Source organism: Kluyvera sp. CHPC 1.2972 (genome assembly GCF_036759925.1).
Taxonomy (GTDB): domain Bacteria; phylum Pseudomonadota; class Gammaproteobacteria; order Enterobacterales; family Enterobacteriaceae; genus Kluyvera.
Genome location: NZ_JAPKIB010000018.1, coordinates 36,829 through 62,131, shown reverse-complemented (window position 1 = coordinate 62,131; position 25,303 = coordinate 36,829). Strand labels below are relative to the sequence as shown.

Here is a 25,303-nt window from a genome sequence, read left to right as displayed (position 1 = left end):
CGGCCCGCCAGAGGGCTGGAGTGAAAGACAACGGAGTTACGTAAGATGTTACCAGGCAATAAAAATCGTTCCCTTTATATTCCCTACGCGGGACCTGTTCTGTTGGAATTTCCCCTGCTGAATAAAGGCAGCGCGTTCAGCATGGAAGAACGCAGCAACTTCAACCTGCTCGGGCTGCTGCCTGAGGTTGTTGAAAGCATTGAGGAGCAGGCCGAACGCGCCTGGATCCAGTACCAGGGTTTCAAAACTGAAATTGATAAGCACATCTACCTGCGCAATATTCAGGACACCAACGAAACCCTGTTCTATCGCCTGGTTGAAAACCATCTCGATGAGATGATGCCGGTGATTTACACCCCAACCGTTGGCGCCGCCTGCGAACGTTTCTCTGAAATCTACCGTCGCGCGCGCGGTGTGTTTATCTCCTACCAGAATCGTCACAATATGGACGATATTCTGCAGAACGTGCCGAACCACAATATTAAAGTGATCGTGGTGACCGACGGTGAACGTATTCTGGGCCTGGGCGACCAGGGGATCGGCGGTATGGGCATTCCTATCGGTAAGCTTTCACTGTACACCGCCTGTGGTGGTATCAGCCCGGCCTACACGCTGCCGGTGGTGCTCGACGTCGGTACCAACAACCAACAGTTGCTCAACGACCCGCTGTATATGGGCTGCCGTAACCCGCGTATCAGCGACGACGAGTATTATCAGTTCGTGGATGATTTCATCCAGGCCGTCAAACAACGCTGGCCAAACGTGCTGCTGCAGTTCGAAGACTTCGCGCAGAAAAACGCCATGCCGCTGCTTAATCGCTACCGTGATGAAATTTGCTGCTTTAACGATGATATTCAGGGCACTGCGGCAGTCACCGTCGGCACGCTGATTGCGGCAAGCCGCGCGGCGGGCAGCCAGTTGAATGAGCAAAGAGTGGTCTTCCTGGGCGCAGGTTCGGCGGGGTGCGGTATCGCTGAGCAGATCATTGCCCAGATGCAGCGTGAAGGCCTGAGTGAAGAGCAAGCGCGTAGCCGCGTGTTTATGGTTGACCGTTTTGGTCTGCTGACCGACCAAATGCCTAACCTCCTGTCATTCCAGAGCAAACTGGCGCAGAAACAGGAAAAAATTCAGGGCTGGCAGCATGACAACGACGAGATTTCCCTGCTCGACGTCGTGCGCAACGTGAAGCCAAACATTCTGATTGGCGTTTCCGGCCAGACCGGGCTGTTCACGGAAGAGATTATCCGAGAGATGCATAAGCACTGCCCGCGTCCAATCGTGATGCCGCTGTCGAACCCAACGTCACGCGTTGAAGCCACGCCGCAGGACATCATCAGCTGGACCGACGGCCAGGCGCTGGTCGCCACCGGTAGCCCGTTCGCACCGGTCAGCTGGAAAGACACCGTCTATCCTATCGCCCAGTGCAACAACTCCTATATCTTCCCGGGTATTGGTCTGGGCGTGATTGCTTCCGGTGCGTCGCGTATTACCGACGAAATGCTGATGTCGGCCAGCGAAACACTGGCGAAGCATTCCCCGCTGGCTAACCACGGTGAAGGTCTGGTGCTGCCAGAGCTGAAAGATATCCATAAAGTCTCCCGCGCGATTGCGTTTGCGGTTGGCAAAATGGCGCAGCAACAAGGTGTCGCCACCAATACCTCCGCCGACGCTCTGCAAGAAGCCATAGATGAGAACTTCTGGCTGCCGGAATACCGCAGCTACCGTCGAACCTCCATCTAACACCCCCTGTAGCCCGGCCAAGCGAAGCGCCGCCGCCGGGTTCTTCCATTACTCCCCTGAAGAACAAATGAAGGTTAGTATGATGCTTAATCGTGTCTAATTTAGACATCTCATTATGTATGTTGTAACTAATGATATATTCACTAGATTAATATTCACACTGCCGCTACACTGCCTTCACCTTTCAACCTGACAACACTAAAAGGAGGCTAATTATGCTGTACTGTGAAATTTTCAATGTTTCACATACATTTGGTGATCGCACCAGCTCAAGCGTTATCGGTATCGTGCTGCGATAACTTCTGCTTGAGCGAAGACACCAATCCCTAAACCCTTCCCTCGGGCTTACCAGGTTATCGTCAGCGATGTTTGACGAGGCATTCCCATGCCTGTAACTCTTGAGTAAGCAAATGAGCACATTACTAACTGCACAATCTCTTCACGTTGAGACGGCGTTCGGCCCTCTTTTTACTGACCTCTCCTTTACCCTGAAAAAAGGCGACCGTATTGGCCTTATCGGCTACAACGGCTGCGGCAAAAGTACCCTGTTACAGGTACTGGATGGCACGCTGATTCCCTCTTCCGGGCGCGTCGCGTTAGCCAGCCATTGTCTGATGGCACGCGTAGAACAGCATCTTCCTGATGCGCTACTCGACCAGTCGCTGATTGAGGCCGTACTGGCGCAGCTACCCGCTTCTCAGCGTGAAAACCAGCGCTGGCAAGCCGAACGTCTGTTGATGGAGATGGGGTTTGCGCCCAATGAGATTGACCATCCTGCCGCGACGCTCAGCGGTGGCCAGCATACCCGGCTGTTATTAGCGCGAGCGCTGATGCTGCAACCGGACCTGCTACTGCTAGATGAACCGGGTAACCATCTCGACCTGCCAACGCTGCTATGGCTGGAAAACTTCCTCAATAGCTGGAGCGGCAGTTTCGTGCTGGTTTCACACGATAATCCCCTGCTGGATGCCGTCACCAATACTAGCTGGATATTGCGTGATAAAACCCTGCATGCCTTCTCACTGCCCTGCTCCGCCGCCCGTCAGGCGCTGGAAGAGCAGGACGAAAGCGATGCGCTACGTCATAAGGCTGAACAGAAAGAGATCGACCGCGTCACTGCCAGCGCCAAACGGCTGGCCACCTGGGGACGGGTGTACGACAACGAAGATCTTTCGCGTAAAGCCAAGCAGATGGAAAAACAGGTTTCACGGTTAAAGGAGAGTCAGACGGAGCTCACCGCCGGTACGCCATGGATGCTCACGCTACACGGCGATGCGCTACGGGCAGACCGTCTGCTGGAGATGGATAGTCTGCCAGTGCCGCCCGCTCCGGGGCTTACACCGCTATTTACTACCGGTATTTCACGGTTACAAAGCGGCGACCGAGTGGCCATTATGGGCCGCAACGGCGGCGGTAAATCTTCGCTGTTACGCCTGCTCTGGCGGCAAATGCAACAGGAATCAACGGAGGCTGGGTTGAAGCTGCACCCGCGCCTGAAGCCAGGCTATTACGACCAGACGCTGAACCAGTTGGCAGATGATGACAGCCTGCTGGAAGCACTGGAACCGTTTGAACCCTATGCGGAAACGCGTAAACGTGCGCTGATTTCCGCTGGCTTTGGCTGGGCGCGTCACGGGCAAAAGGTCAGTACCTTAAGCGGCGGCGAGCGCTCTCGCCTGCTGTTTATCGGCCTGTCGCTTGCTCGTTACAGCCTGCTGCTGCTCGATGAACCGACGAACCATCTGGACATCGATGGCAAAGAGGCGCTGGCGCAAACGCTGCGAGAATACCCAGGCGGCCTGCTGTTGGTCAGCCATGACCGTCAGCTGATCAGCAATAGCTGCAACCGCTTCTGGTTAATTGACGAAAACGGGTTAAGCGAGTGGCAGGATGCGGATGAGGTGTACGAACAGCTTCGTCACCGCATCTGCCCTGATGCTCCGCGAACGACAGCAAAACCAGAAGCGAAAATCACCTCGGAGGCAGATGACCTGCTGGAGCGCTTAATTGAGCTTGAGTGGCGATTAGCCGAAGACCTGGCGCGAAAGCCGAAACATCAGAAGCCGCAGTTGCAGCAGCGCTGGCGAGAGGAGATTGCCAATATCAATAATCAGTTAAGTTAACCGACCCGTAGCCCGGCCGAGCGCAGCGACGCCGGGATTTCTCTGAAGCACCGCAATAATCCCGGAGTCGGCGTTCCGCCTCGTCCGGGCTACGTTTTACTGCGGGTGCTTCTCTTTCCAGGCGTCCCACGCCTGCTTGATTTCCTGCTTCGCGGCAGCGGCATCGTTGAAGCCGTTCAGCTCCACCTTCTTACGCCCTTCCGGCAGCTGTTTGTAGACGCGGAAGAAGGCTTGAAGACGCTCCTGCTCTACCTTCGGCAGGTCGCTGACATTCTTGATATCGTCATAGGTCGGGTCAATTTTGCTGGTTGGCACGGCGATAATCTTGTCGTCCTTCTCCCCGCCATCAATCATCTTCAATACGCCAATGGCACGCAGTTTGATGAGCGTACCCGGAGCCATTGGCGCACGGGTATAGAACACCACGTCCAGCGGGTCGCCGTCTCCCGCTAGCGACTGGGTCAGCGAGCCGTAGTTGGCAGGATAAGCTACCGGCATTGACTGGAAGCGGTCAGCGACTAAAAAACCGGTTTTGGCGTCGGTTTCATATTTAATGATGCCACCGGCCGGGATCTCCGTTACCGCATAAAATTCTTCCGGGTTGTTCTCCGGCTGCGGGAAGTCGAGCACGTTGTGCGCCTGCGCGGCGGCGGAAAAAATCAGACTTGCGGCGAGGATAGTTTTTACCAGATGCATTGTGCGTTCACTCTATCGTTATAAGAAAAGCAAAACGACACGGTAGAGTTTACGGATGAATAAATGATGACCGCTAAATGACGGTGTGATGAACGCTATGTGCTATCAATATGAAAAACCACTAGATTCTTCACTCTTTCAGCCTTGCTTTTTACCGCCCTATCGCTAACTATTAATGAGTATTATTATCAAGTGCATATTAACCAGGAGTAGGATTATGAAGGCTGCTGTCGTCACGCATGACCATCAGGTAAACGTCACCGAAAAAACGCTGCGCCCACTGCAGCACGGTGAAGCGCTGTTATCCATGGAATGCTGCGGGGTCTGTCACACCGATCTGCACGTCAAAAACGGCGATTTCGGTGACAAGACCGGGGTGATCCTCGGCCATGAAGGTATTGGGATCGTGAAAGCGATCGGTCCTGGCGTCTCCTCTCTGAAAGTCGGTGACCGTGCCAGCGTCGCCTGGTTCTTTGAAGGTTGCGGCCACTGCGAATACTGTAACAGCGGTAACGAAACGCTGTGTCGTTCGGTCAAAAATGCGGGCTACAGCGTTGATGGCGGCATGGCGGAAGAGTGCATCGTCACCGCTGACTACTCGGTCAAAGTGCCAGACGGTCTTGATTCTGCAGCCGCCAGCAGCATTACCTGCGCAGGTGTCACCACCTATAAAGCGGTGAAAATCTCTAAAATCAAACCGGGTCAGTGGATTGCAATTTACGGTCTCGGCGGTCTGGGCAACCTGGCGCTGCAGTACGCCAAAAACGTCTTCAATGCCAAAGTGATTGCCCTCGATGTTAACGATGAACAGCTGAAGCTGGCCAAAGAGATGGGCGCGGATCTTATTATCAACTCCCGCAGCGAAGATGCGGCGAAACAGGTTCAGGAACTGACCGGCGGCGCGCATGCGGCGGTCGTTACTGCGGTCGCTAAAGCAGCCTTCAACTCCGCCGTTGACGCCGTGCGTGCCGGTGGCCGTGTGGTGGCCGTTGGCCTGCCGCCGGAAGCGATGAGCCTCGATATTCCGCGTCTGGTGCTGGACGGTATTGAAGTGGTCGGTTCGCTGGTCGGCACCCGTCAGGATCTGACCGAGGCCTTCCAGTTTGCCGCTGAGGGGAAAGTGGTGCCGAAAGTGGCGCTGCGTCCGCTAAACGACATCAACGCTATCTTTAAAGAGATGGAACTGGGCCAGATCCGTGGCCGTATGGTTATTGATCTTCGCCATTAATGCCCTGAGCCTCTCCCGCTAAGGGAGAGGCTATTCTCAGGCAGCCACCAGCTTCTGTTGCTGCTGTTGATAACGTGCATAAAGTAGCAGAGACGACATCGCCAGGAACGACAGCGCCGCCGCCGGTAGCGCCACCGAATTCCAGCCGAAATTCATCGTAATCATCAACCCGCCAAAGAAAGCGCCAATCGCACTGCCGAGGTTAAAGGCTATCTGCCCACCAGCGGCCCCGAGCATTTCACCACCCTTCGCGTTTTGCAGCAGCAGGATTTGCAGCGGCGCCGACAGTGCAAACAGACCCGCGCAGCAGATAAACGCCAACGTCAATGACGCCACTTTAAAACCGCCGAGAGCAAAGATAAGCAGCAGCGCCACCACGATAATGAAATCCGTTGTGGCCGCAATGCGCAACGGGCTATAGCGCCCGGAAAGCTTACCGCTGAGGATATTGCCCAGCACCATACCCAACCCCACCAGCATCATAATGAACATAATGGCCCCTTCCTGGAAACCAGAGACGTTCATCATAAACGGCTTGATATAGCTGAACCACGCGAATACCCCGGCGTTACCGAACATGGTCGCCGCGAAGATAAGCCACGGCGCGGGGCTTTTCAAAAAGTGGAACTGTTCGCGAAGCCGCGCGTCAGATTTATCAAACAGCGTCGGCACCCAGGCAATAATCGCCACCAGCACCGCCACGTCAAATAGCGCAATCGCCAGGAAGGTATAGCGCCAGCTAAACTGGTGCCCCAGCCAGGTTCCCGCAGGTACCCCCACCAGATTTGCCACCGTCATCCCGGCGATCATCCCCGCTACCGCCGCCGTCACCCTGCCGCGAGGCGCAATCTTCGACAGAATAATTGCCCCCACGCCAAAGAACGCCCCGTGTGGAAAGCCCGACACCAGACGCCCAATCGCCAGCATCACATAGCTCGACGAAAAGGTAAAAATGACGTTGCCGAGTACGCAGAGCGCCGCCAGCAGCAGCATGATGGATTTCAGGGAGAAGCGCGTGGAAAACAGCGCAATAATCGGCGCGCCGATCACCACGCCGAAGGCATACCAGGAGATCATATTGCCCGCCGCCGGGATCGAGATCCCTACGTCATGCGCCAACTCCGGCAGCACGCCCATAATGCCAAACTCCGCCATCCCCAGGCCAAACGTGCCTAACGCCAGCGCAAAAATTGTCTTTTTCATCCCTCTAATCACTTGTTTCTGTTGAGTTTGCAGAGGGGCATTATTGACCATTCATGGGGAGCAGACCAGCCCAAAACGCCCAACAACGTGTTTATCCATATAAACAGCGCGAATGGTTCATATCCGAGGTCGCCATTGGTGCGTAATGCAACAGGAGAATATTTTCTGGAAGGCGGCGCGCAAAGGCGGAATCTGGCTAATTGTGTTTTAACCGGAACGGCGGATAATCGTCTTATTCTTCACAAGGAGGTCAATATGAAATCAAACAACACGGTTAAGGAAATGCCGAAAAATGCCACGACAAAAGGTTCAACGAGTAACGCCTTGCCTTGCGATATCAAAAAGCGCAACAACGCTAATGAAGATCGTGAATTTATCAACAGAATGAATGCGTTTACGCAAATGACAGGGCTGTTATCCGATGATCCTTTTTATGAGGTACTTTAATGTGCCGACAGTTTGATATTTATCGAAATCCATCGGAGAGGACCCGTCTTATTCATCCATACATTATGGTGTTACAACATGACTATTATGGCGATCTTTCAACACGGCTAGTGCTTCCTTTAAGTAGCCATGTTTATTTAAACGGTTATTACCATCAAGCAACGCCGTTGGTGAATATTGACTTCCAAACAGTAGCTATCAATACACCATCAATGACCAGTATAGATAAAGGTAAGCTCAATAACCGACATTTTATCTGTAATTTACGCAGTGAACGCTCAAGCGCTATATCAGCCATCGATGCCCTCATTACAAACACATGAGTCCTGCAATACCACAAACAAAAAGAGCGGCTTAACGCTCCCCCTCAAGGGACATCAAACCGCTCTTCACTTCCGGAAAGAATCCTTACTTCATCCCTTCCGAACTCTCTTTCTTCGCTTCTACTCGCTCAACTCCACGATACCAGCGCGGATGGTGTTTCTGCGCCCAGCGACGACTCACTTTGCCTTCAATCATCCCTTTAATTGACCCTTTGACCCAGAACGCCATATACATATGGATAAGGATCGCGTGGATCAGAATGATAGCGGAAGCTGCATGAATAAGCAGTGCGTAGCGAATCACCTGAATCGGGAAGAACGGCGCAAAGTAAGGACGCCAGATAATCACCCCGGTCACCAGCAGCACAAAAATCATGCTCATGATGGTCCAGAACATCATCTTCTGGCCGGCGTTATATTTCCCGACCTTCGCCACTTTATGCTCGTTGCCTTTCAGGACTTCGACAATCCCCAGCACCCACGGAATATCCTGCTTATCCGGAATGTTGTGATGCACGAAGCGGGCAAACATAAACATCAGCACCACGAAGATCAGCACACCGAAGAACGGGTGCAGAATACGCCCCATCTGCGGTGTACCAAAGGTTTCGGTCAGCCATTGCAGCGTCGGGAAGAAGAACGAAATTCCCGATACCGCCACCAGGAAGAAACAGATAGCCACCGTCCAGTGACAGGCGCGATCGACAAACTTGGTGCGCACAATCATTTTCGACTTACTCATGGCCATCCTCCTCTTCGTCATCGTCCACTTCTTTGTTCGGGCCAATACCAATGTAGTGATAAATCAGCCCGGCAAAGGTGGCGATAAAGCCCGCGGCGGAGAGTGGTTTCAGCGCCCCTTTCCACAGATTGATACTGGTATCGATAGCCGGATCCTTCGGCAGCTTGTGATACAGCTCAGGCTGATCCGCATGATGCAGCACGTACATCACATGGGTGCCGCCCACGCCTTCCGGATTATAGATACCGGCATGTGGGTAGCCACGTTTCTTAAGCTTATCGACGCGCTCCTGCGCTACGTCCAGCATCTCTTTCTTGGTACCGAAGTGAATCGCCCCGGTCGGACAGGTTTTCACACAGGCCGGTTCCTGACCCACGCTCACGCGGTCTACGCACAGGGTACATTTATAAACGCGGTTATCCTCTTTGCTGAGGCGCGGAATATTAAACGGACACCCGGCGATGCAGTAACCACAGCCGATGCAGTTTTCCTGCTGGAAATCGACGATCCCGTTAGCGTACTGAATAATTGCCCCGGCGGACGGGCACGCCTTCAGGCAGCCCGGGTCCTCGCAGTGCATACAGCCGTCTTTACGAATCAGCCACTCCAGCTTGCCATTCTGCTCGGTTTCGCTAAAACGCATCACCGTCCAGGACTTGGCGCTCAGATCCGCTGGGTTATCGTAAACCCCCACGCAATGCCCAACCTCGTCGCGAATATCATTCCACTCGGAGCAGGCCACCTGGCAGGCTTTACAGCCCACACAGGAGGAGACATCAATCAGCTTGGCAACTTCTTCCTTATAGTCCCGCGCACGAGGCGCGGGGGTAATCGGGTTGGTTGCAGAGCGTTTAATAATGTCTTGTGTTTCCATCGCCATTTAAACGCTCCTTACGCTTTCTCGATGTTAACCAGGAACGCCTTATACTCCGGCGTCTGCGAGTTGGAATCACCCACGTTCGGCGTCAGGGTATTGGCGATATAGCCTTTACGGGCAACGCCTTCATAACCCCAGTGCAGCGGGATACCGATGGTTTCCACCTGCTGACCGTTCACGTTCAGGGTCTGCAGACGACGAGTCACCACCGCCACGGCGCGAATAAAGCCGCGCTTACTGCTGACGGTCACGCGGTCACCGTTGGCAATCCCTTTGGCCTTCGCCAGCCCTTCGCTGATTTCCACAAACTGCTCTGGCTGCGCAATGGCGTTGAGACGCGCATGCTTAGTCCAGGTATGGAAATGCTCGGTCAGACGATAGGTGGTCCCGACGTATGGGAACTTATCTTTCTTGCCAAGGCGCACGGCATCTTCTTCGTACAGACGAACCACCGGGCTCGAAATAACGTTCGGGTGCAGCGGGTTAGTTCCCAGCGGCGTTTCCATCGGCTCGTAGTGTTCCGGGAACGGCCCTTCTGCCAGCTTATCGAGGGCAAACAGACGCCCCAGGCCTTCCTGCTGCATGATAAACGGATTGGTTTTGCTGCCCGGCGGCGCGGTATTAAAGTCCGGGATATCGTTACCCGTCCATTTCGTGCCGTTCCACTGGATCAGCATCCGTTTCGGATCCCACGGTTTGCCGTTCACGTCCGCCGAAGCGCGGTTATACAGCACGCGACGGTTCAGCGGCCATGCCCATGCCCAACCCAGCGTATTGCCCAGCCCTGATGGGTCGGCGTTATCGCGGTTGGCCATCTGGTTACCCTGTTCAGTCCAGCTACCGGTATAGATCCAGCAGGAGGACGCCGTGGTACCGTCATCGCGCAGCAGCGCAAAGCTATTGAGCAACTGACCTTTCTTCGCCACCAGCACGCCGTTGGCGTCATACAGGTCAGCCAGCGCGTAGCCGTTGTTCTCTTTAGCGACTTCTTCCGACTCTGGGTGATCCGGCTGTTTGTAGTTCCAGCCCATCTTCAGCAGCGGCTCAACGCCCTTACCGCCTTCGTTGCGATACATCTCGCGCAGACGATGGTAAATACCGGCCAGAATCTCGCCGTCGTTACGCGCTTCACCCGGTGCTTCCTGACCTTTCCAGTGCCACTGCAGCCAGCGGCCGGAGTTAGCAATCGAACCGTCTTCTTCAGCGAAACAGGTCGACGGCAGACGGAAAACTTCGGTCTGAATCGTTGATGGATCAACGTCATTAGACTCACCGTGGTTCTGCCAGAAGGTAGACGTTTCGGTCACTAACGGGTCGATAACCACCATGTACTTCAGCTTGCTCAAGCTGCGTACGACCTTGTTTTTGTCCGGGAAGGACGCTACCGGGTTAAAGCCCTGGCAGATGTAGCCGGTGACTTTGCCGTTATCCATCATGTTGAAGTATTTGATAACGTCGTAGGCCTGGTCCCATTTTGGCAGCCAGTTAAAGCCCCAGTCGTTATCCTTCGTTGCCGCGTCGCCGTAGAACGACTTCATCAGGCTAACGAAGAACTTCGGATAGTTGCTCCAGTAGTTCACCTGATCGGGCAGCAGCGCTTTCGGCGTATTGGCGGTCAGATAGGTTTGCAGATCCGCCTGCTTGTCCGACGGCAGCGTCAGATAGCCGGTCAGGCTAGTCGACAGCAGACCTAAATCGGTTAAGCCCTGAATGTTCGAGTGACCACGCAAGGCGTTCACGCCGCCGCCTGCCATCCCCATGTTGCCGAGCAGCAGCTGGATCATCGCCATGGTGCGAATGTTCTGCGCCCCGACGGTATGTTGCGTCCAGCCCAGCGCATACAGGAAGGTGGTGGTACGGTCTGCCGCGCTGGTGGAAGCCAGCACATCGCACACTTTCAGGAAGTCCGCTTTTGGCGTACCGCAGATGTTCTCCACCACGTCCGGCGTATAGCGGGAAACGTGCTGCTTCAGCAGGTTCCACACGCAGCGCGGATGGGTCAGCGTTTCATCGCGTTTGGCATAGCCGTTTTCATCGTACTGATAGTTCCAGGACGATTTATCGTACTGACGTTTCTCGGCGTCATAGCCGCTAAACAGACCGTCTTCGAAGGCAAAGTCATCCCGCACCAGCAGGCTGGCGTTGGTGTAATGCTTCACGTATTCGGCGTTGATCTTATTGTTTTCGATAAGATACAGCAGTACGCCCGACAGGAAGGTAATGTCGGTACCGGAACGAATTGGCGCATAGATATCAGCGACCGACGCCGTACGCGTAAAGCGCGGGTCGACAACGATAAGCGTGGCATCGTTATTGTTTTTCGCTTCCATCGCCCAGCGGAATCCCACTGGATGGGCTTCAGCGGCGTTACCGCCCATCACCATCACGACGTTGGCGTTTTTGATATCAACCCAGTGGTTGGTCATCGCACCGCGACCAAATGTTGGAGCAAGACTTGCTACCGTTGGTCCGTGTCAGACGCGCGCCTGGTTGTCTACCGCCAGCATGCCAAGCGAGCGCACAAACTTCTGCGTCAGCATGCCGGTCTCATTACTTGCCGCGGATGCACACAGCATCCCGGTGGAAAGCCAGCGGTTAACCGTGACGCCCTGCTCGTTCTTCTCAATAAAGTTGGCGTCGCGGTCGGCCTTCATCAATTTTGCGATGCGATCAAAGGCTTCATTCCACGAAATACGTTGCCATTTATCCGAGCCAGGTGCGCGGTATTCCGGGTAGCGCAGACGGTTTTCACTGTGTACATAGTCCAGCAGCCCCGCGCCTTTCGGACACAGCGCGCCGCGGCTTACCGGATGATCCGGGTCACCTTCAATGTGGTAAATCGATTCCCGGGTATTTTTGGCTCCATCGCCCAGGCTATACATTAATAGCCCACAACCTACGGAGCAGTATGTGCAGGAGTTACGAACTTCTCTGGCGCGCAGTAATTTGAAATTTCGCGCCTGTGCTAACGCCATTTTCGGGGCAAACCCTAATGCCGCAGCCGTCGTCCCAGCCATACCGCCCGCGCAGATTTTAAAAAACTTTCTGCGGCTGACGTCCATTGTTTTCCTCATTGTATGGATGTACTTCGAGAGAAAAACTAACAGCAATGCCCCTGTTTTTTTTGCGTCAAATCAATGTCGAAAACTGAGCCCCACTTAATAGTCAGGGTCAGCAAGTTTTATTAATCCTTTAGGGTTAGGCGTCGCGGAAAAATATCACCAGTAGCGGTAAAAAAATGCTATAACCGCAAACTTCATTTGTAAAAGCATCAGGTTAGAGATGGATAAAAAGAGAGCGACGCTGACGGGACTCACCGCCATCGTATTATGGAGCACCATGGTGGGACTGATTCGCGGCGTCAGCGAAGGGCTAGGCCCAGTGGGCGGTGCGGCAATGATCTATAGCCTGAGCGGCCTGTTGCTTATCTTCACCGTCGGCTTCCCGCAGTTGCGTCAAATCCCGCCGCGTTATCTTGTGGCCGGTAGCGTACTGTTTGTCAGTTATGAAATCTGTCTCGCGCTCTCACTTGGCTATGCGGGTACCCGTCAACAGGCGATTGAAGTCGGTATGGTCAATTATCTCTGGCCAAGCCTGACGATTTTGTTTGCCATTCTGTTTAACGGTCAAAAAAGCAGCTGGTTAGTGATCCCGGGATTATTGCTTTCCGTATTCGGTGTGACCTGGGTATTAGGCGGCGAACAAGGGTTGGATATCAACGAAATAACCCGCAACGTCATCTCCAGTCCGCTCAGCTATATTCTGGCCTTTGTCGGGGCCTTTATCTGGGCAGCGTATTGCACCGTCACCGCCAAATATGCCAAAGGCAAAAATGGTATTACGCTTTTTGTTTTACTGACGGCATTAAGCCTGTGGGTGAAATTCCTGCTAAGCGATCAGCCGCCGATGGTCTTTAGCTGGCCGGTGGTGATTAAACTGGTACTGTGCGCCCTGGCGTTAGGATTAGCCTATGCGGCGTGGAACGTCGGCATACTGCACGGTAACGTCAGCCTGTTAGCCGTTGCCTCTTACTTCACGCCGGTGCTCTCCTCTGCGCTGGCGGCGGTGCTGCTCAGCGCCGCACTCTCCTGGTCGTTCTGGCAAGGCGCGGCGATGGTCTGCATGGGTTCCCTGCTCTGCTGGCAGGCTACCCGGCGGTAAATTGATTAGTCGCCGTAGAGCTTAATGCTCAGAATATTGGTAATCGAACGACCGTTCCAGTGATACTCCAGATGCTCTGCCTGCGTGACTTTTGTGACCAGGCAGGGCCGATAAAGCACATAGCAGGTGTGGCCAGTATGACGCACCGAGCAGTAGTGAATACCGTCTCTGCCCTGCAGTTTTTGCGCCTGAGCGAAGACCTTCGACTGGCTGTAGTCCGTGGCGTGATAAAGCGGCGACGAGATAAACGGCTCCTGAGTGATATCCGCTAAGGTCGCATCAAATTCGGTAAACAGCACCCGCATTTGCACTTTCTGTGCCGGTTCATTGGTGTAACCGAAGATACGCTCCTGGTGATACACCGTCTCTTTAATGGCGGTGTCGAGCTGAGGCGCACAATAGTAACCACCAAAGTCGCCGGTGCTGAACCGCGCCCCTTCCGGGTTGATATGGGTAAAGGCCGCCATCACGTAGCTGCTACCGTTCAGCCCGACCAGCCAGTCACCTTTCGGTACCCGCATCAGTTCGCCCGCCTGCTCAAGCAGCCGCTCATTGGTCAGCGCTTCAACGGCCCAGACCGCTTCAAGCTCATCGCTGCTGGCAACGTCTTCGAACAAATCAATAGTGGGATAGCGGCTGGGGATGATCCGGTACGCCGCGGCCCCCGTTAACGCAATGAGCGGTGGGGCTTCGTTACTCAAGCCATGCCCCCCCGCCAGGACTGAAGCCGCGTGGCGACCTCATAGAGATCGGCAACACGGCCACCGTTCATCACATCCATTGCCGAACGTCCGGCAAAGAAAGGATGAGCGTTAGGTCTACGTACCCAGCCGTAGATGCTGTCATCGGCGGTGAACAGCAAACGCAGGCACTTATGGATATTCAGGATATAGCTCATTCGTTCCTGAATATCGAGACTTAAGCGAATACCGCCCTTCGACTCTTTGTATTTGTTCAATGTTGAACGTGAGCTAATTCCAAGTAACCGAAGTTGTTCATCTGTGTTGCATTGCCATTTTTCCAGAATGCGGAACACGACCGGCAGCGCTTTGCTGGTGTCAACATTACCGTTTACATGGCTTTCTTGTACTGTCGCCATAGGCCCTCCCGGACGTTATTTTCGGACATCACCCAAAGCATGGTGTTGTACATTTAATGACAATTGTAGTGTAGTCGTCCAATAATGTACACACTCCCTTGAGCGGAGACGATAAGCTCACCAGGCCCTTTCAGGCAATCAGGCCGGATTCGGGACCTTAGCCAGGCTGCGCCAGATACCGGCGGCCAGCAGCAGGAGCAGCACGCCCGCCGTCGCCAGCACGATGCTGTGCGAGTTGATAAACGCCGTTTTTGCCGCCTCAATCAGACTTTGCGCCGGGATGGCAGGCATTGACTGTGCCAGTTTTATCGCTTCGCTAATCGACGAAGCCGCCTGCTCGGCCGCCGCACCGTCTACCCCAGCGGGAAGTACAATCGACGAGGTGTAGCTGCGGGTCAGGATCAGGCCAAACAGCGCAATACCCAGCCCCGCGCCCAACTCGTAGGCCATGGTTTCAATGGCCCCTGCTGCTGCCGCTTTCTCTTTCGGTGCCGCCGCCATAATCGCCGAGCTGGAGGCCAGCAACGCGCTGGCAACGCTAAAGCCCAGCAGCGTCATCAGCCCCCACGCCTGCCATTGCTGGGTGCTGAAATCAGTCATCGACAGGCCAAGGAAGCTCAGCGCACTTAACAGCATCCCACCGGTCGCCACTTCACGCAGCCCCAGCTTTGACACCAGCATCCCGGCAATCGGGCCGCTGAATCCGCTCGCCACCATCACCGGTAGCATAAATAGCCCGGCTTCAAACGGCGTTTTGCCATGCACAAACTGCAATTCCTGCGCCATCAGCAGCTCAAACCCGACCAGGGTAATCAGCGCCGTCATCGCCATCATGACCCCACTCAAAATAATGCGATGGGTAAAAAGGCGCATATCCACCATCGGGCGGCTCGCCGAGAGCTGTTTACGGACAAACCAGTACAGCATGCTGGCACCAGCAATCGCCACCATCGTCACCAGCCACAGCGCAAGCTGCCCTTTCAGCGCTGATTTGGCGCTAAACACCAGCATCAGGATGGCGGCAATCAGCACCAGCGCCTGGAAGAGATTCAGCGGCTGTTCGCGTCGCGCAGGCTGGCGCGGCACCACTCTGGCATTAATGGCAATCACCACCAGCACAATCGGCACGTTGATCAAGAACACCGATCCCCAATAGAAGTGCTCCAGCAGCATGCCGCCCACCAGCGGGCCGAACGCCGCGCCGCCGGAGCCGACGGCCGCCCACAGCCCCAACGCCATATTGCGGTGACGCGCTTCGGCAAAGGTGGTGCGGATCCCGGCGAGCGTGGCCGGGACAATCATCGCCGCGCCGATCGCCAGCAGTGCGCGTGAAGCAATCAGCGTCAGCGCTGTCGGCGAAAACGCCGCTGCCAGCGAGGCCAGACCAAAGATCCCGCTGCCGAGCAGCAGCAGGCGTTTAAAACCAATCTTGTCGCCGAGCGCGCCCATCGGCAGCACCATTCCGGCCATTACCAGTGAATAGATATCAATGATCCACAGCAGCTCATTGCCGCTGGTGCCCAGCGCGACGCTCAGCGTCGGCGCAGCCACGTGCAGCACGGTGGCATCAATCGCCACCGGGATATAGACCATCAGGATAGCCATGAGCGTTAACCATTGGCGTGACATTTTTCCGTTCCTCACATCATTTTTCAGTGTTGGACATGCGTCCAGGAACGAGATCCTGCCGGATTGTTGAACGCATGTCCAATTTTTTGTTATTCTCAGCTAAACCCTACTTAAACGAAGAAAAATGAACTATTTAACCCGAGAAGAACGGCGGGAAGCGATCCTTAAAACCGCCATGCAGGTAGCCCTAAGCGGTGGCTTTAGCGCGATGACCGTGCGTAATATTGCCAGCGTCGCCGGGGTCTCCAGCGGCCAGGTACATCACCACTTCACCTCTATCGGTGAACTCAAATCACTCGCCTTCGTCAGACTGATCCGTGACATGCTCGATATGCCGCTGGTGGCCGATGACGCCAGCTGGCACGACCGCCTCTTTTCAATGCTCGGCAGCGACGATGGCCGTCTTGAACCCTACGTCCGTCTCTGGCGGGAAGCACAATTGCTGGCGGACAGCGACAGTGATATCAAAGGCGCCTACCTGCTGACGATGGACATGTGGCATAAGGAAACCGTATCGCTGATTTTACAGGGCACGGAAGCCAATGAATTTCGTCCCATCGATAGCGCAGAAAATATTGCCTGGCGATTAATTGCGTTAGTGTGTGGACTAGATGGAATTTATGCACTAGGGATGGCGGAAATTAGCGATGAGATCTTCGCTCGCTATATACAACATTATATTACGATAGAGCTTAATCCCGCTTAATTTACATTTAGTAACAATTAACAACGTTTTATTCACAGCGCGTTTTCTTACAACGCGCTTTTTTTATCTATTCTTCAACGATAAAGCGATAAAACGGCCTGGCATTAATAATCCCCTCTCCCTACATCGCTGTTTTTCCTTTGTTTCTTATTTATGACGCATTCCCCGAGGGTTATATGGCAAATAATGAGAAAGAGAATCATTATCTTTTAAAAGAGTGGAAACCTGAAAATCCCGGCTTCTGGGAAAATAAAGGGAAATCAATTGCGAGGCGAAATCTGTGGATTTCCGTTGCCTGTTTATTACTCGCCTTCTGCGTCTGGATGTTATTTAGTGCCGTTGCGGTGAATCTCAATAAAGTGGGTTTTAATTTCACCACCGATCAACTCTTTTTATTAACCGCGTTACCTTCGCTTTCTGGTGCAATATTACGCGTGCCCTACTCCTTTATGGTACCCATTTTGGGTGGGCGCAAATGGACGGTGTTAAGTACGGTAATTCTGGTGGTACCGTGCATCTGGTTGGGCATTGCCATTCAGAACACCGCTACTCCTTACGAAGTATTTATCATCATTGCACTGCTGTGCGGCTTTGCCGGGGCTAACTTTGCTTCCAGCATGGGCAACATCAGCTTTTTCTTCCCGAAAGCGAAACAAGGCAGCGCCCTCGGTATTAACGGCGGGCTCGGCAACCTCGGCGTCAGCGTGATGCAGATGGTCGCGCCTGCGGTGATCTTCCTGCCAATCTTCACCTTTATCGGCGTTCACGGCGTGCCGCAGGAGGATGGTTCCACTCTGTCGCTGGCCAACGCCGCCATTATCTGGGTGCCGCTGCTGGTTATCGCCACTATCGCCGCCTGGGTAGGGATGAATGATATTGCCAGCTCCAAAGCGTCGGTGCGTGACCAGCTTCCGGTGCTGAAACGCCCGCATATGTGGCTGCTGAGCCTGCTTTATCTGGCGACCTTCGGCTCCTTCATCGGCTTCTCTGCCGGTTTTGCGATGCTGGCGAAAACCCAGTTCCCGGACGTTAACATTCTCAAGCTGGCCTTCTTCGGGCCGTTTATCGGTGCGCTGGCACGTTCATTCGGCGGCGTGATTTCCGATCGTCTCGGCGGTGTGAAGGTGACGCTGGTAAATTTCGTGCTGATGGCAGTGTTTACCGGCCTGCTGTTCCTGACACTGCCGGGCAGCGGCTCCGGCAGCTTCCTCGCCTTCTACGTGGTGTTTATGGGGCTGTTCCTGACCGCCGGTCTCGGCAGTGGCTCCACCTTCCAGATGATCGCGGTGATTTTCCGGCAAATCACCATCGATAGCGTCAAAAAACGCGGCGGTACGGATGAAGAGGCTCAGCACGAAGCGGTTACCGATACCGCCGCAGCGCTCGGCTTTATCTCCGCTATCGGCGCAGTCGGCGGCTTCTTTATTCCAAAAGCCTTCGGCACCTCTTTAGCCATGACCGGTTCACCGGTTGGCGCCATGAAAGTGTTCTTTGTCTTCTACGTCGTGTGCGTGCTGGTGACATGGCTTGTCTACGGCCGCCGCAAACCGACGTCAAAATAAACATAACTATGTGAGCAGTGTAACCACGGGGGAGCAAAGCCCCCGTCAGGAGGAGCAAGTATGAGCAAGCTACTGGATCGCTTTCGCTACTTTAAGCAGAAAGGCGAGACCTTTGCCAACGGTCACGGACAGGTCTACGACAATAACCGTGACTGGGAAGACAGCTATCGTCAACGCTGGCAATTCGACAAGATCGTTCGCTCGACCCACGGAGTGAACTGTACGGGCTCATGCAGCTGGAAGATTTACGTCAAAAATGGCCTGGTCACCTGGGAAACCCAACAGACCGACTATCCCCGCACCCGCCCTGACCTGCCGAACCACGAACCTCGCGGCTGCCCGCGCGGTGCCAGTTACTCCTGGTATCTCTACAGCGCCAATCGTCTGAAATACCCGTTGGCGCGTAAAAAGCTGATTGAACTGTGGCGTGAAGCCCTCGCCGAGCACCCGGACCCCATGGTGGCCTGGGACAGCATCATGAAAGACCCGGAAAAGACCCAGAGCTACAAGCAGGCGCGCGGTAAAGGCGGCTTTGTACGTTCTTCGTGGAAAGAGCTTAACCAACTGATTGCCGCCGCCAACGTCTGGACGATTAAAAAGTACGGCCCCGACCGCGTGGCGGGCTTCTCGCCGATCCCAGCGATGTCGATGGTCTCCTACGCCGCCGGTACCCGCTATCTCTCCTTGATTGGCGGCACCTGCCTAAGCTTCTACGACTGGTACTGCGACTTACCGCCCGCCTCACCGATGACCTGGGGCGAGCAGACCGACGTGCCGGAATCCGCCGACTGGTACAACTCCAGCTATATCATCGCCTGGGGTTCCAACGTGCCGCAGACCCGTACCCCGGACGCCCACTTCTTCACCGAAGTGCGTTACAAAGGCACCAAGACCGTCGCCATCACCCCAGACTTCTCGGAAGTCGCCAAGCTCAGCGACCAGTGGCTGGCACCGAAACAGGGTACCGACAGCGCGCTGGCTATGGCGATGGGGCACGTGATCCTCAAAGCGTTCCACCTCGATAACCCAAGCGAATACTTTATCAACTACTGCCGTCGCTACACCGACATGCCGATGCTGGTAATGCTCGACAGTCGCGACGACGGTTCATATACCGCAGGCCGCATGCTGCGTGCTTCCGATCTGGTGGATGGGCTGGGGGAAGCCAACAACCCGGAATGGAAAACCGTGGCCTACAACCGCGACGGCGAACTGGTGGTGCCTAACGGTTCTATCGGCTTCCGCTGGGGCGAAAAAGGCAAATGGAACCTCGAATCGCTGGCTTCCGGCAAAGAGATTGAGCTGACGCTGTCGCTGCTGGACAACCGCGATACCGTCGCTGGCGTGGCGTTCCCCTACTTTGGCGGCAACGAAAACCCACACTTCCGCAGCGTCAAACAAGACCCGATTCTGGTGCGCAAGCTGCCCGCCAAGCAACTGACCTTCGCCGACGGCAGCAGCCGTCTGGTGGTGAGCGTCTATGACCTGGTGCTGGCTAACTACGGCCTTGACCGCGGTCTGGACGATGATCTGGCGGCGAAAAGCTTCGATGAGGTGAAAGCCTACACCCCGGCCTGGGGCGAGCAGATCACCGGCGTATCGCGCCATAACATCGAAAAAATTGCCCTTGAGTTCGCCGACACCGCGCACAAAACGCACGGCCGCTCGATGATCATCCTTGGTGCCGGGGTTAACCACTGGTACCACATGGACATGAACTACCGTGGGATGATCAACATGCTGGTGTTCTGCGGCTGCGTCGGTCAGAGCGGCGGCGGCTGGGCGCACTACGTGGGCCAGGAGAAGCTGCGTCCGCAAACCGGCTGGCTGCCGCTTGCCTTCGCGCTGGACTGGAACCGCCCACCGCGCCAGATGAACAGCACCTCCTACTTCTACAACCACGCCAGCCAGTGGCGCTATGAGAAGCTGACCGCGCAAGAGCTGCTCTCACCGCTGGCCGACCCGAAAAAATATACCGGTCATCTTATCGACTTTAACGTCCGCGCCGAACGTATGGGCTGGCTGCCGTCCGCGCCGCAGCTCAACCTCAACCCGCTGACCGTGAAGGCGAAGGCCGCAGCAGCGGGCATGACGCCTCAGGAGTACACCGTTCAGGGGCTGAAATCTGGCGATATTCGTTTTGCCAGCGAGCAGCCGGACAACGGTGCGAACCACCCGCGTAACCTGTTTATCTGGCGTTCTAACCTGCTCGGTTCCTCCGGTAAAGGCCACGAATATATGCTGAAGTACCTGCTCGGTGCCGACAGCGGGATTCAGGGTGACGATCTCGGCTCGACCGACGACGTGAAGCCGGAAGAAGTGGAGTGGCAGACCGCGGCCATTGAGGGCAAGCTTGACCTGCTGGTCACGCTCGATTTCCGTATGTCCAGTACCTGCCTGTTCTCCGATATCGTCCTGCCGACCGCGACCTGGTACGAAAAAGACGATATGAACACCTCGGATATGCACCCGTTCATTCACCCGCTCTCCGCCGCCGTTGACCCGGCGTGGGAGTCAAAAAGCGACTGGGAAATCTACAAAGGTATCGCCAAATCGTTCTCGGAAATCTGCAAAGACCATCTCGGCGTTGAAACCGATGTGGTGCTGCAACCGCTACAGCATGACTCCCCAGCGGAACTGGCGCAGCCGTTTGCCATTCAGGACTGGCGTAAAGGCGAATGTGACCTGATTCCGGGCAAAACCGCGCCGAACATTATTGCGGTCGAGCGTGACTATCCAGCCACCTACGAACGCTTTACCTCGCTCGGCCCGTTGATGGACAAACTGGGCAACGGCGGCAAAGGCATCGGCTGGAAAACCCAGACCGAGATAGATTTCCTCGGCAAGCTCAACTACGTCAAGCTCGATGGCCCGGCGAAAGGCCGCCCGTGCATTGAGACGGCGATTGATGCCGCCGAGGTGATCCTCACCCTGGCGCCGGAAACTAACGGTCAGGTGGCGGTGAGAGCCTGGGAAGCACTGGGCGAATTTACCGGCCTCAACCACACCCACCTGGCGACCAACAAAGAAGATGAGAAGATTCGCTTCCGCGATATTCAGGCGCAGCCGCGCAAAATCATCTCCAGCCCGACCTGGTCCGGCCTTGAAGATGAACACGTCTCCTATAACGCGGGTTACACCAACGTCCACGAGCTGATCCCGTGGCGTACCGTGTCGGGCCGCCAGTCGTTGTATCAGGATCACCCGTGGATGCGCGATTTTGGCGAGAGCCTGGTGGCCTATCGCCCGCCCATCGACACCCGCAGCGTCAGCCACATGAAGGAAATTCCGCCAAACGGCTTCCCGGAAAAAGCGCTGAACTTCCTGACGCCGCACCAGAAATGGGGCATTCACTCCACCTACAGCGAAAACCTGCTGATGCTGACGCTGTCGCGCGGCGGGCCGATCGTCTGGCTGAGCGAAACCGACGCCAAAGAGCTGGGGATCGCCGATAACGACTGGATTGAAGCGTTCAATGCCAACGGTGCGCTCACCGCCCGTGCGGTGGTCAGCCAGCGCGTACCACCGGGCATGACCATGATGTACCACGCCCAGGAACGCATCATGAATATTCCAGGCTCGGAGGTTACCGGACGACGCGGGGGGATCCATAACTCGGTCACCCGTATCTGCCCGAAACCGACCCATATGATCGGCGGCTATGCGCAGTTGGCCTATAGCTTCAACTACTACGGAACGGTCGGTTCGAACCGTGATGAGTTCATTATGATCCGCAAAATGAAAAACATTAATTGGCTGGATGATGAAGGCAATGACCAGGTTCAGGAGGCAGCAAAATGAAGATACGCTCACAGGTTGGGATGGTTTTAAACCTTGATAAATGCATTGGCTGCCACACCTGCTCCGTGACCTGTAAAAACGTCTGGAGCAGCCGCGAAGGGATGGAATACGCGTGGTTTAACAACGTCGAGACCAAACCGGGCATCGGTTTCCCGAAAGACTGGGAAAACCAGGAAAAATGGCAAGGCGGCTGGGTGCGAGGTATCAGCGGCAAACTGACCCCACGCATGGGCGGCCGTCTGGGCGTGCTGTCGAAAATCTTCGCCAACCCGCTGATCCCAGGCATTGACGATTATTACGAGCCGTTCACCTACGACTACCAGCACCTGCACAACGCGCCGGAGGGCAAAAACCTGCCGACCGCCCGCCCGCGCTCGCTGATCAGCGGCCAGCGGATGAACAAAATTGAGTGGGGTCCGAACTGGGAAGAGCTGCTCGGCGGCGAGTTTGAAAAACGCGCCCACGACCAGAACTTTGCGGCGATGCAAAAAGAGATGTACGGCCAGTTCGAAAACACCTTCATGATGTATCTGCCGCGTCTGTGCGAACACTGTCTGAACCCAAGCTGTGTCGCCACCTGCCCAAGCGGGGCTATCTACAAGCGTGAAGAAGACGGAATCGTGCTCATTGACCAGGACAAGTGCCGCGGCTGGCGTATGTGCATCACCGGCTGCCCGTACAAAAAAATCTACTTCAACTGGAAGAGCGGCAAATCCGAAAAATGCATCTTCTGCTACCCGCGTATTGAATCCGGCCAGCCGACCGTCTGTTCAGAAACCTGTGTAGGCCGTATTCGCTACCTTGGCGTACTGCTGTATGACGCCGACCGCATCGAAGAAGCTGCCAGCACCGAGCACGAAACCGATCTCTACGAGCGTCAGTGTGATGTCTTCCTCGACCCGCACGATCCGGCGGTAATTGAAGAAGCGCTGAAACAGGGCATCACCCAGAATACGCTGGACGCCGCTCAGCGTTCACCGGTGTACAAAATGGCGATGGACTGGAAGCTGGCGCTGCCGCTGCACCCGGAATACCGCACCCTGCCGATGGTCTGGTACGTGCCGCCTCTGTCACCGATTCAGTCCGTTGCCGATGCCGGTGGCCTGCCAAAAACCGACAGCGTTCTGCCGGCGGTGGAAAGCCTGCGCATTCCGGTACAGTACCTGGCAAACATGCTCAGCGCGGGCGATACCGGCCCGGTGCTGCGCGCGTTGAAACGCATGATGGCGATGCGTCACTACAAACGTTCTCAGACCGTTGAGGGCGTGACCGACACCCGCGCGATTGAAGAAGTGGGCTTGAGCGAGGCACAGGTTGAAGAGATGTACCGCTACCTGGCGATCGCCAACTACGAAGATCGCTTCGTGATCCCAACCAGCCACCGCGAAATGGCGGAAGATGCCTTCCCGGAAAGCAAGGGCTGCGGCTTCACCTTCGGCGACGGCTGCCACGGCTCGGACACCAAGTTCAACCTGTTTAACAGCCACCGTATCGATGCCATCAACATCGGGGAGAAAAACTAATGCGGATCCTGAAAATCATCGGGCTGCTGATGGAGTACCCCGATGAGCTCAGCTGGGATAACAAGGATGAGCTGTTTGCGTTAATCGACAGCGACGCCCCCGCGCTGCGCCCGTTCCTCGAACAGCATCTGTCGGTGTCGCTGCTCGATAAGCAGGCGGAATGGTGTGAGATTTTTGAGCGCGGACGCGCTACCTCGCTGCTGTTGTTTGAGCACGTGCACGCGGAGTCCCGCGACCGGGGTCAGGCGATGGTTGAGCTGATGACGCAGTATGAACAGGTCGGCCTAGAGCTGGATTGCCGCGAGCTGCCCGATCATCTGCCGCTTTATCTGGAGTATCTCAGCATTCTGCCCCAGGCTCAGGCGCAGGAAGGCCTGCAAAACGTGGCGCCGATTCTGGCGCTGATTGGCGGTCGCCTTAAACAGCGCCAGGCACCGTGGTATCAGCTGTTCGATACCCTGCTGGCATTGGCCAATACGTCATTATCAAGTGACAGTGTCACAAAACAGGTGGCGGGTGAAGCGCGAGACGATACCCGCCAGGCGCTGGATGCGGTTTGGGAAGAGGAGCAGGTGAAGTTTATCGAAGATAACGCCACCGCCTGCGACAGTTCCCCGCTGCAAAGCTATCAACGACGCTTTAGCCAGGACGTGGCGCCACAATACGTGGACGTCCGTGCGGGAGGCCCGAAATGATACAGTACCTCAACGTCTTTTTTTACGATATCTACCCTTACCTCTGCGGTACGGTGTTCCTGCTGGGCAGTTGGCTGCGCTACGACTACGGTCAGTACACCTGGCGCGCCTCCTCCAGCCAGATGCTCGACAAGCGCGGGATGGTGATTTGGTCCAACCTGTTCCACGTCGGTATTCTGGGGATCTTCTTCGGCCACTTCTTTGGCATGTTAACGCCGCACTGGGTGTATGAATCCTGGCTGCCGCTGTCGCAGAAACAGCTGATGGCGATGATCCTCGGCGGTGCCTGCGGGGTGATGACGCTGGTCGGCGGCGCTGGTCTGCTGATTCGTCGGCTGTTCAACCCGCGCATTCGCGCTACCTCGTCAACGGCGGATATCCTGATCCTCAGCATCCTGCTGATTCAGTGCTGCCTCGGTCTGACCACTATTCCGTTCTCCGCACAGCACCCGGACGGCAGCGAAATGCTGAAACTGGTGGACTGGGCGCAGGCGGTAGTGACCTTCCACGGCGGCGCTTCCGCGCACCTGGACGGCGTGGCCTGGGTCTACCGCGTACATCTGGTGTTGGGCATGACCATCTTCCTGCTGTTCCCGTTCACCCGCCTGGTGCACGTCTGGAGCGCGCCGGTGGAATACCTGACCCGACGTTATCAGGTGGTCCGTTCACGCCGATAGTCCTGTTAACATAACGTAGCCCGGCCGAGCACCGCGACGCCGGGTTTTTTATGCCACAAACAAAATACTAA

The 25,303-nt window shown here is 55.5% G+C and carries 20 protein-coding genes; 12 read left to right on the top strand and 8 right to left on the bottom strand.

Annotated features, from left to right (window positions below; all coding sequences use genetic code 11):
- Positions 1-45 precede the first annotated feature (45 nt).
- Positions 46-1,740, top strand: coding sequence for an NAD-dependent malic enzyme (locus tag V6944_RS20435; protein WP_333500282.1), 1,695 nt, complete (start codon positions 46-48; stop codon positions 1,738-1,740).
- A 410-nt stretch (positions 1,741-2,150) separates the two neighbouring features.
- Entirely contained in the window at positions 2,151-3,863 is a 1,713-nt protein-coding gene (locus V6944_RS20430; RefSeq protein ID WP_333500281.1) for an ABC-F family ATP-binding cassette domain-containing protein, read from the top strand.
- Positions 3,864-3,959: 96 nt separating this feature from the next.
- Here the strand turns inward: V6944_RS20430 and V6944_RS20425 are convergent, their stop codons facing one another.
- Complete coding sequence (locus V6944_RS20425; protein WP_185666304.1) at positions 3,960-4,559, bottom strand: inorganic diphosphatase; 600 nt, start codon at positions 4,557-4,559, stop codon at positions 3,960-3,962.
- 217 nt (positions 4,560-4,776) lie between these two features.
- On the opposite strand from V6944_RS20425, the gene adhP reads away from it, so the two are divergent.
- Entirely contained in the window at positions 4,777-5,787 is a 1,011-nt protein-coding gene (gene adhP / locus V6944_RS20420; RefSeq protein WP_185666303.1) for an alcohol dehydrogenase AdhP, read from the top strand.
- Between the two features lie 36 nt (positions 5,788-5,823).
- On the opposite strand, the gene araJ is transcribed toward adhP, so the two are convergent.
- Entirely contained in the window at positions 5,824-6,990 is a 1,167-nt protein-coding gene (gene araJ, locus V6944_RS20415) for an MFS transporter AraJ (protein WP_333500280.1), read from the bottom strand.
- Positions 6,991-7,128: 138 nt separating this feature from the next.
- On the opposite strand from araJ, the gene V6944_RS20410 reads away from it, so the two are divergent.
- Positions 7,129-7,437 carry a hypothetical protein gene (locus V6944_RS20410; RefSeq protein ID WP_333500279.1) on the top strand — a complete coding sequence of 103 codons (309 nt, stop codon included), beginning with the start codon at positions 7,129-7,131 and terminating at the stop codon, positions 7,435-7,437.
- Positions 7,437-7,760, top strand: a complete 324-nt coding sequence (locus V6944_RS20405) for a CcdB family protein (RefSeq protein WP_333500278.1) — start codon at positions 7,437-7,439, stop codon at positions 7,758-7,760. The genes V6944_RS20410 and V6944_RS20405 overlap by 1 nt, the downstream gene beginning before the upstream one ends.
- An 85-nt stretch (positions 7,761-7,845) precedes the next feature.
- On the opposite strand, the gene fdnI is transcribed toward V6944_RS20405, so the two are convergent.
- Genes fdnI through fdnG form a run of 3 tightly spaced genes read right to left on the bottom strand, consistent with a single transcriptional unit; the run spans position 7,846 to position 12,441 of the window.
- Positions 7,846-8,502, bottom strand: coding sequence for a formate dehydrogenase-N subunit gamma (gene fdnI, locus V6944_RS20400; RefSeq protein WP_333500277.1), 657 nt, complete (start codon positions 8,500-8,502; stop codon positions 7,846-7,848).
- Positions 8,495-9,382 carry a formate dehydrogenase subunit beta gene (gene fdxH / locus V6944_RS20395; RefSeq protein WP_220440075.1) on the bottom strand — a complete coding sequence of 296 codons (888 nt, stop codon included), beginning with the start codon at positions 9,380-9,382 and terminating at the stop codon, positions 8,495-8,497. Before fdxH ends, fdnI begins: the two co-directional genes overlap by 8 nt.
- Positions 9,383-9,393: 11 nt before the next feature.
- Entirely contained in the window at positions 9,394-12,441 is a 3,048-nt protein-coding gene (gene fdnG / locus V6944_RS20390) for a formate dehydrogenase-N subunit alpha (protein WP_333500276.1), read from the bottom strand.
- Positions 12,442-12,661: 220 nt separating this feature from the next.
- Between fdnG and yddG the strand changes: the two genes are divergently transcribed.
- On the top strand, positions 12,662-13,540 hold the full coding sequence (yddG, locus tag V6944_RS20385) for an aromatic amino acid DMT transporter YddG (protein WP_333500275.1): 879 nt from the start codon (positions 12,662-12,664) through the stop codon (positions 13,538-13,540).
- Between the two features lie 5 nt (positions 13,541-13,545).
- Here yddG and V6944_RS20380 read toward each other — a convergent pair whose 3' ends face one another.
- The 3 genes from V6944_RS20380 to V6944_RS20370 form a co-directional block, all read right to left on the bottom strand.
- Complete coding sequence (locus V6944_RS20380; protein WP_333500274.1) at positions 13,546-14,241, bottom strand: RES family NAD+ phosphorylase; 696 nt, start codon at positions 14,239-14,241, stop codon at positions 13,546-13,548.
- Positions 14,238-14,639: an MbcA/ParS/Xre antitoxin family protein gene (locus tag V6944_RS20375; protein WP_333500273.1), complete on the bottom strand. Its 402-nt coding sequence runs from the start codon at positions 14,637-14,639 to the stop codon at positions 14,238-14,240. The genes V6944_RS20380 and V6944_RS20375 overlap by 4 nt, the downstream gene beginning before the upstream one ends.
- Before the next feature lie 138 nt (positions 14,640-14,777).
- Positions 14,778-16,268 carry an MFS transporter gene (locus V6944_RS20370; RefSeq protein WP_333500272.1) on the bottom strand — a complete coding sequence of 497 codons (1,491 nt, stop codon included), beginning with the start codon at positions 16,266-16,268 and terminating at the stop codon, positions 14,778-14,780.
- Between the two features lie 124 nt (positions 16,269-16,392).
- Here V6944_RS20370 and V6944_RS20365 point away from each other — a divergent pair, with 124 nt between their 5' ends.
- The 6 genes from V6944_RS20365 (at position 16,393) to narI (ending at position 25,232) form a co-directional block, all read left to right on the top strand.
- A complete protein-coding gene (locus V6944_RS20365) occupies positions 16,393-16,974 on the top strand; it encodes a TetR family transcriptional regulator (RefSeq protein WP_333500271.1) in 582 nt (193 codons plus the stop codon).
- A 176-nt stretch (positions 16,975-17,150) separates the two neighbouring features.
- A complete protein-coding gene (locus V6944_RS20360; protein ID WP_333500270.1) occupies positions 17,151-18,536 on the top strand; it encodes a NarK family nitrate/nitrite MFS transporter in 1,386 nt (461 codons plus the stop codon).
- Positions 18,537-18,596: 60 nt separating this feature from the next.
- The gene (locus tag V6944_RS20355; RefSeq protein WP_333500269.1) at positions 18,597-22,337 is read left to right on the top strand and encodes a nitrate reductase subunit alpha; all 3,741 of its coding nucleotides are present in this window, start codon (positions 18,597-18,599) and stop codon (positions 22,335-22,337) included.
- Complete coding sequence (gene narH / locus V6944_RS20350; RefSeq protein ID WP_185666286.1) at positions 22,334-23,860, top strand: nitrate reductase subunit beta; 1,527 nt, start codon at positions 22,334-22,336, stop codon at positions 23,858-23,860. Before V6944_RS20355 ends, narH begins: the two co-directional genes overlap by 4 nt.
- Positions 23,860-24,555, top strand: a complete 696-nt coding sequence (narW, locus tag V6944_RS20345) for a nitrate reductase molybdenum cofactor assembly chaperone (RefSeq protein ID WP_333500268.1) — start codon at positions 23,860-23,862, stop codon at positions 24,553-24,555. The genes narH and narW overlap by 1 nt, the downstream gene beginning before the upstream one ends.
- On the top strand, positions 24,552-25,232 hold the full coding sequence (narI, locus tag V6944_RS20340) for a respiratory nitrate reductase subunit gamma (protein ID WP_064545526.1): 681 nt from the start codon (positions 24,552-24,554) through the stop codon (positions 25,230-25,232). The genes narW and narI overlap by 4 nt, the downstream gene beginning before the upstream one ends.
- Positions 25,233-25,303 lie beyond the last annotated feature (71 nt).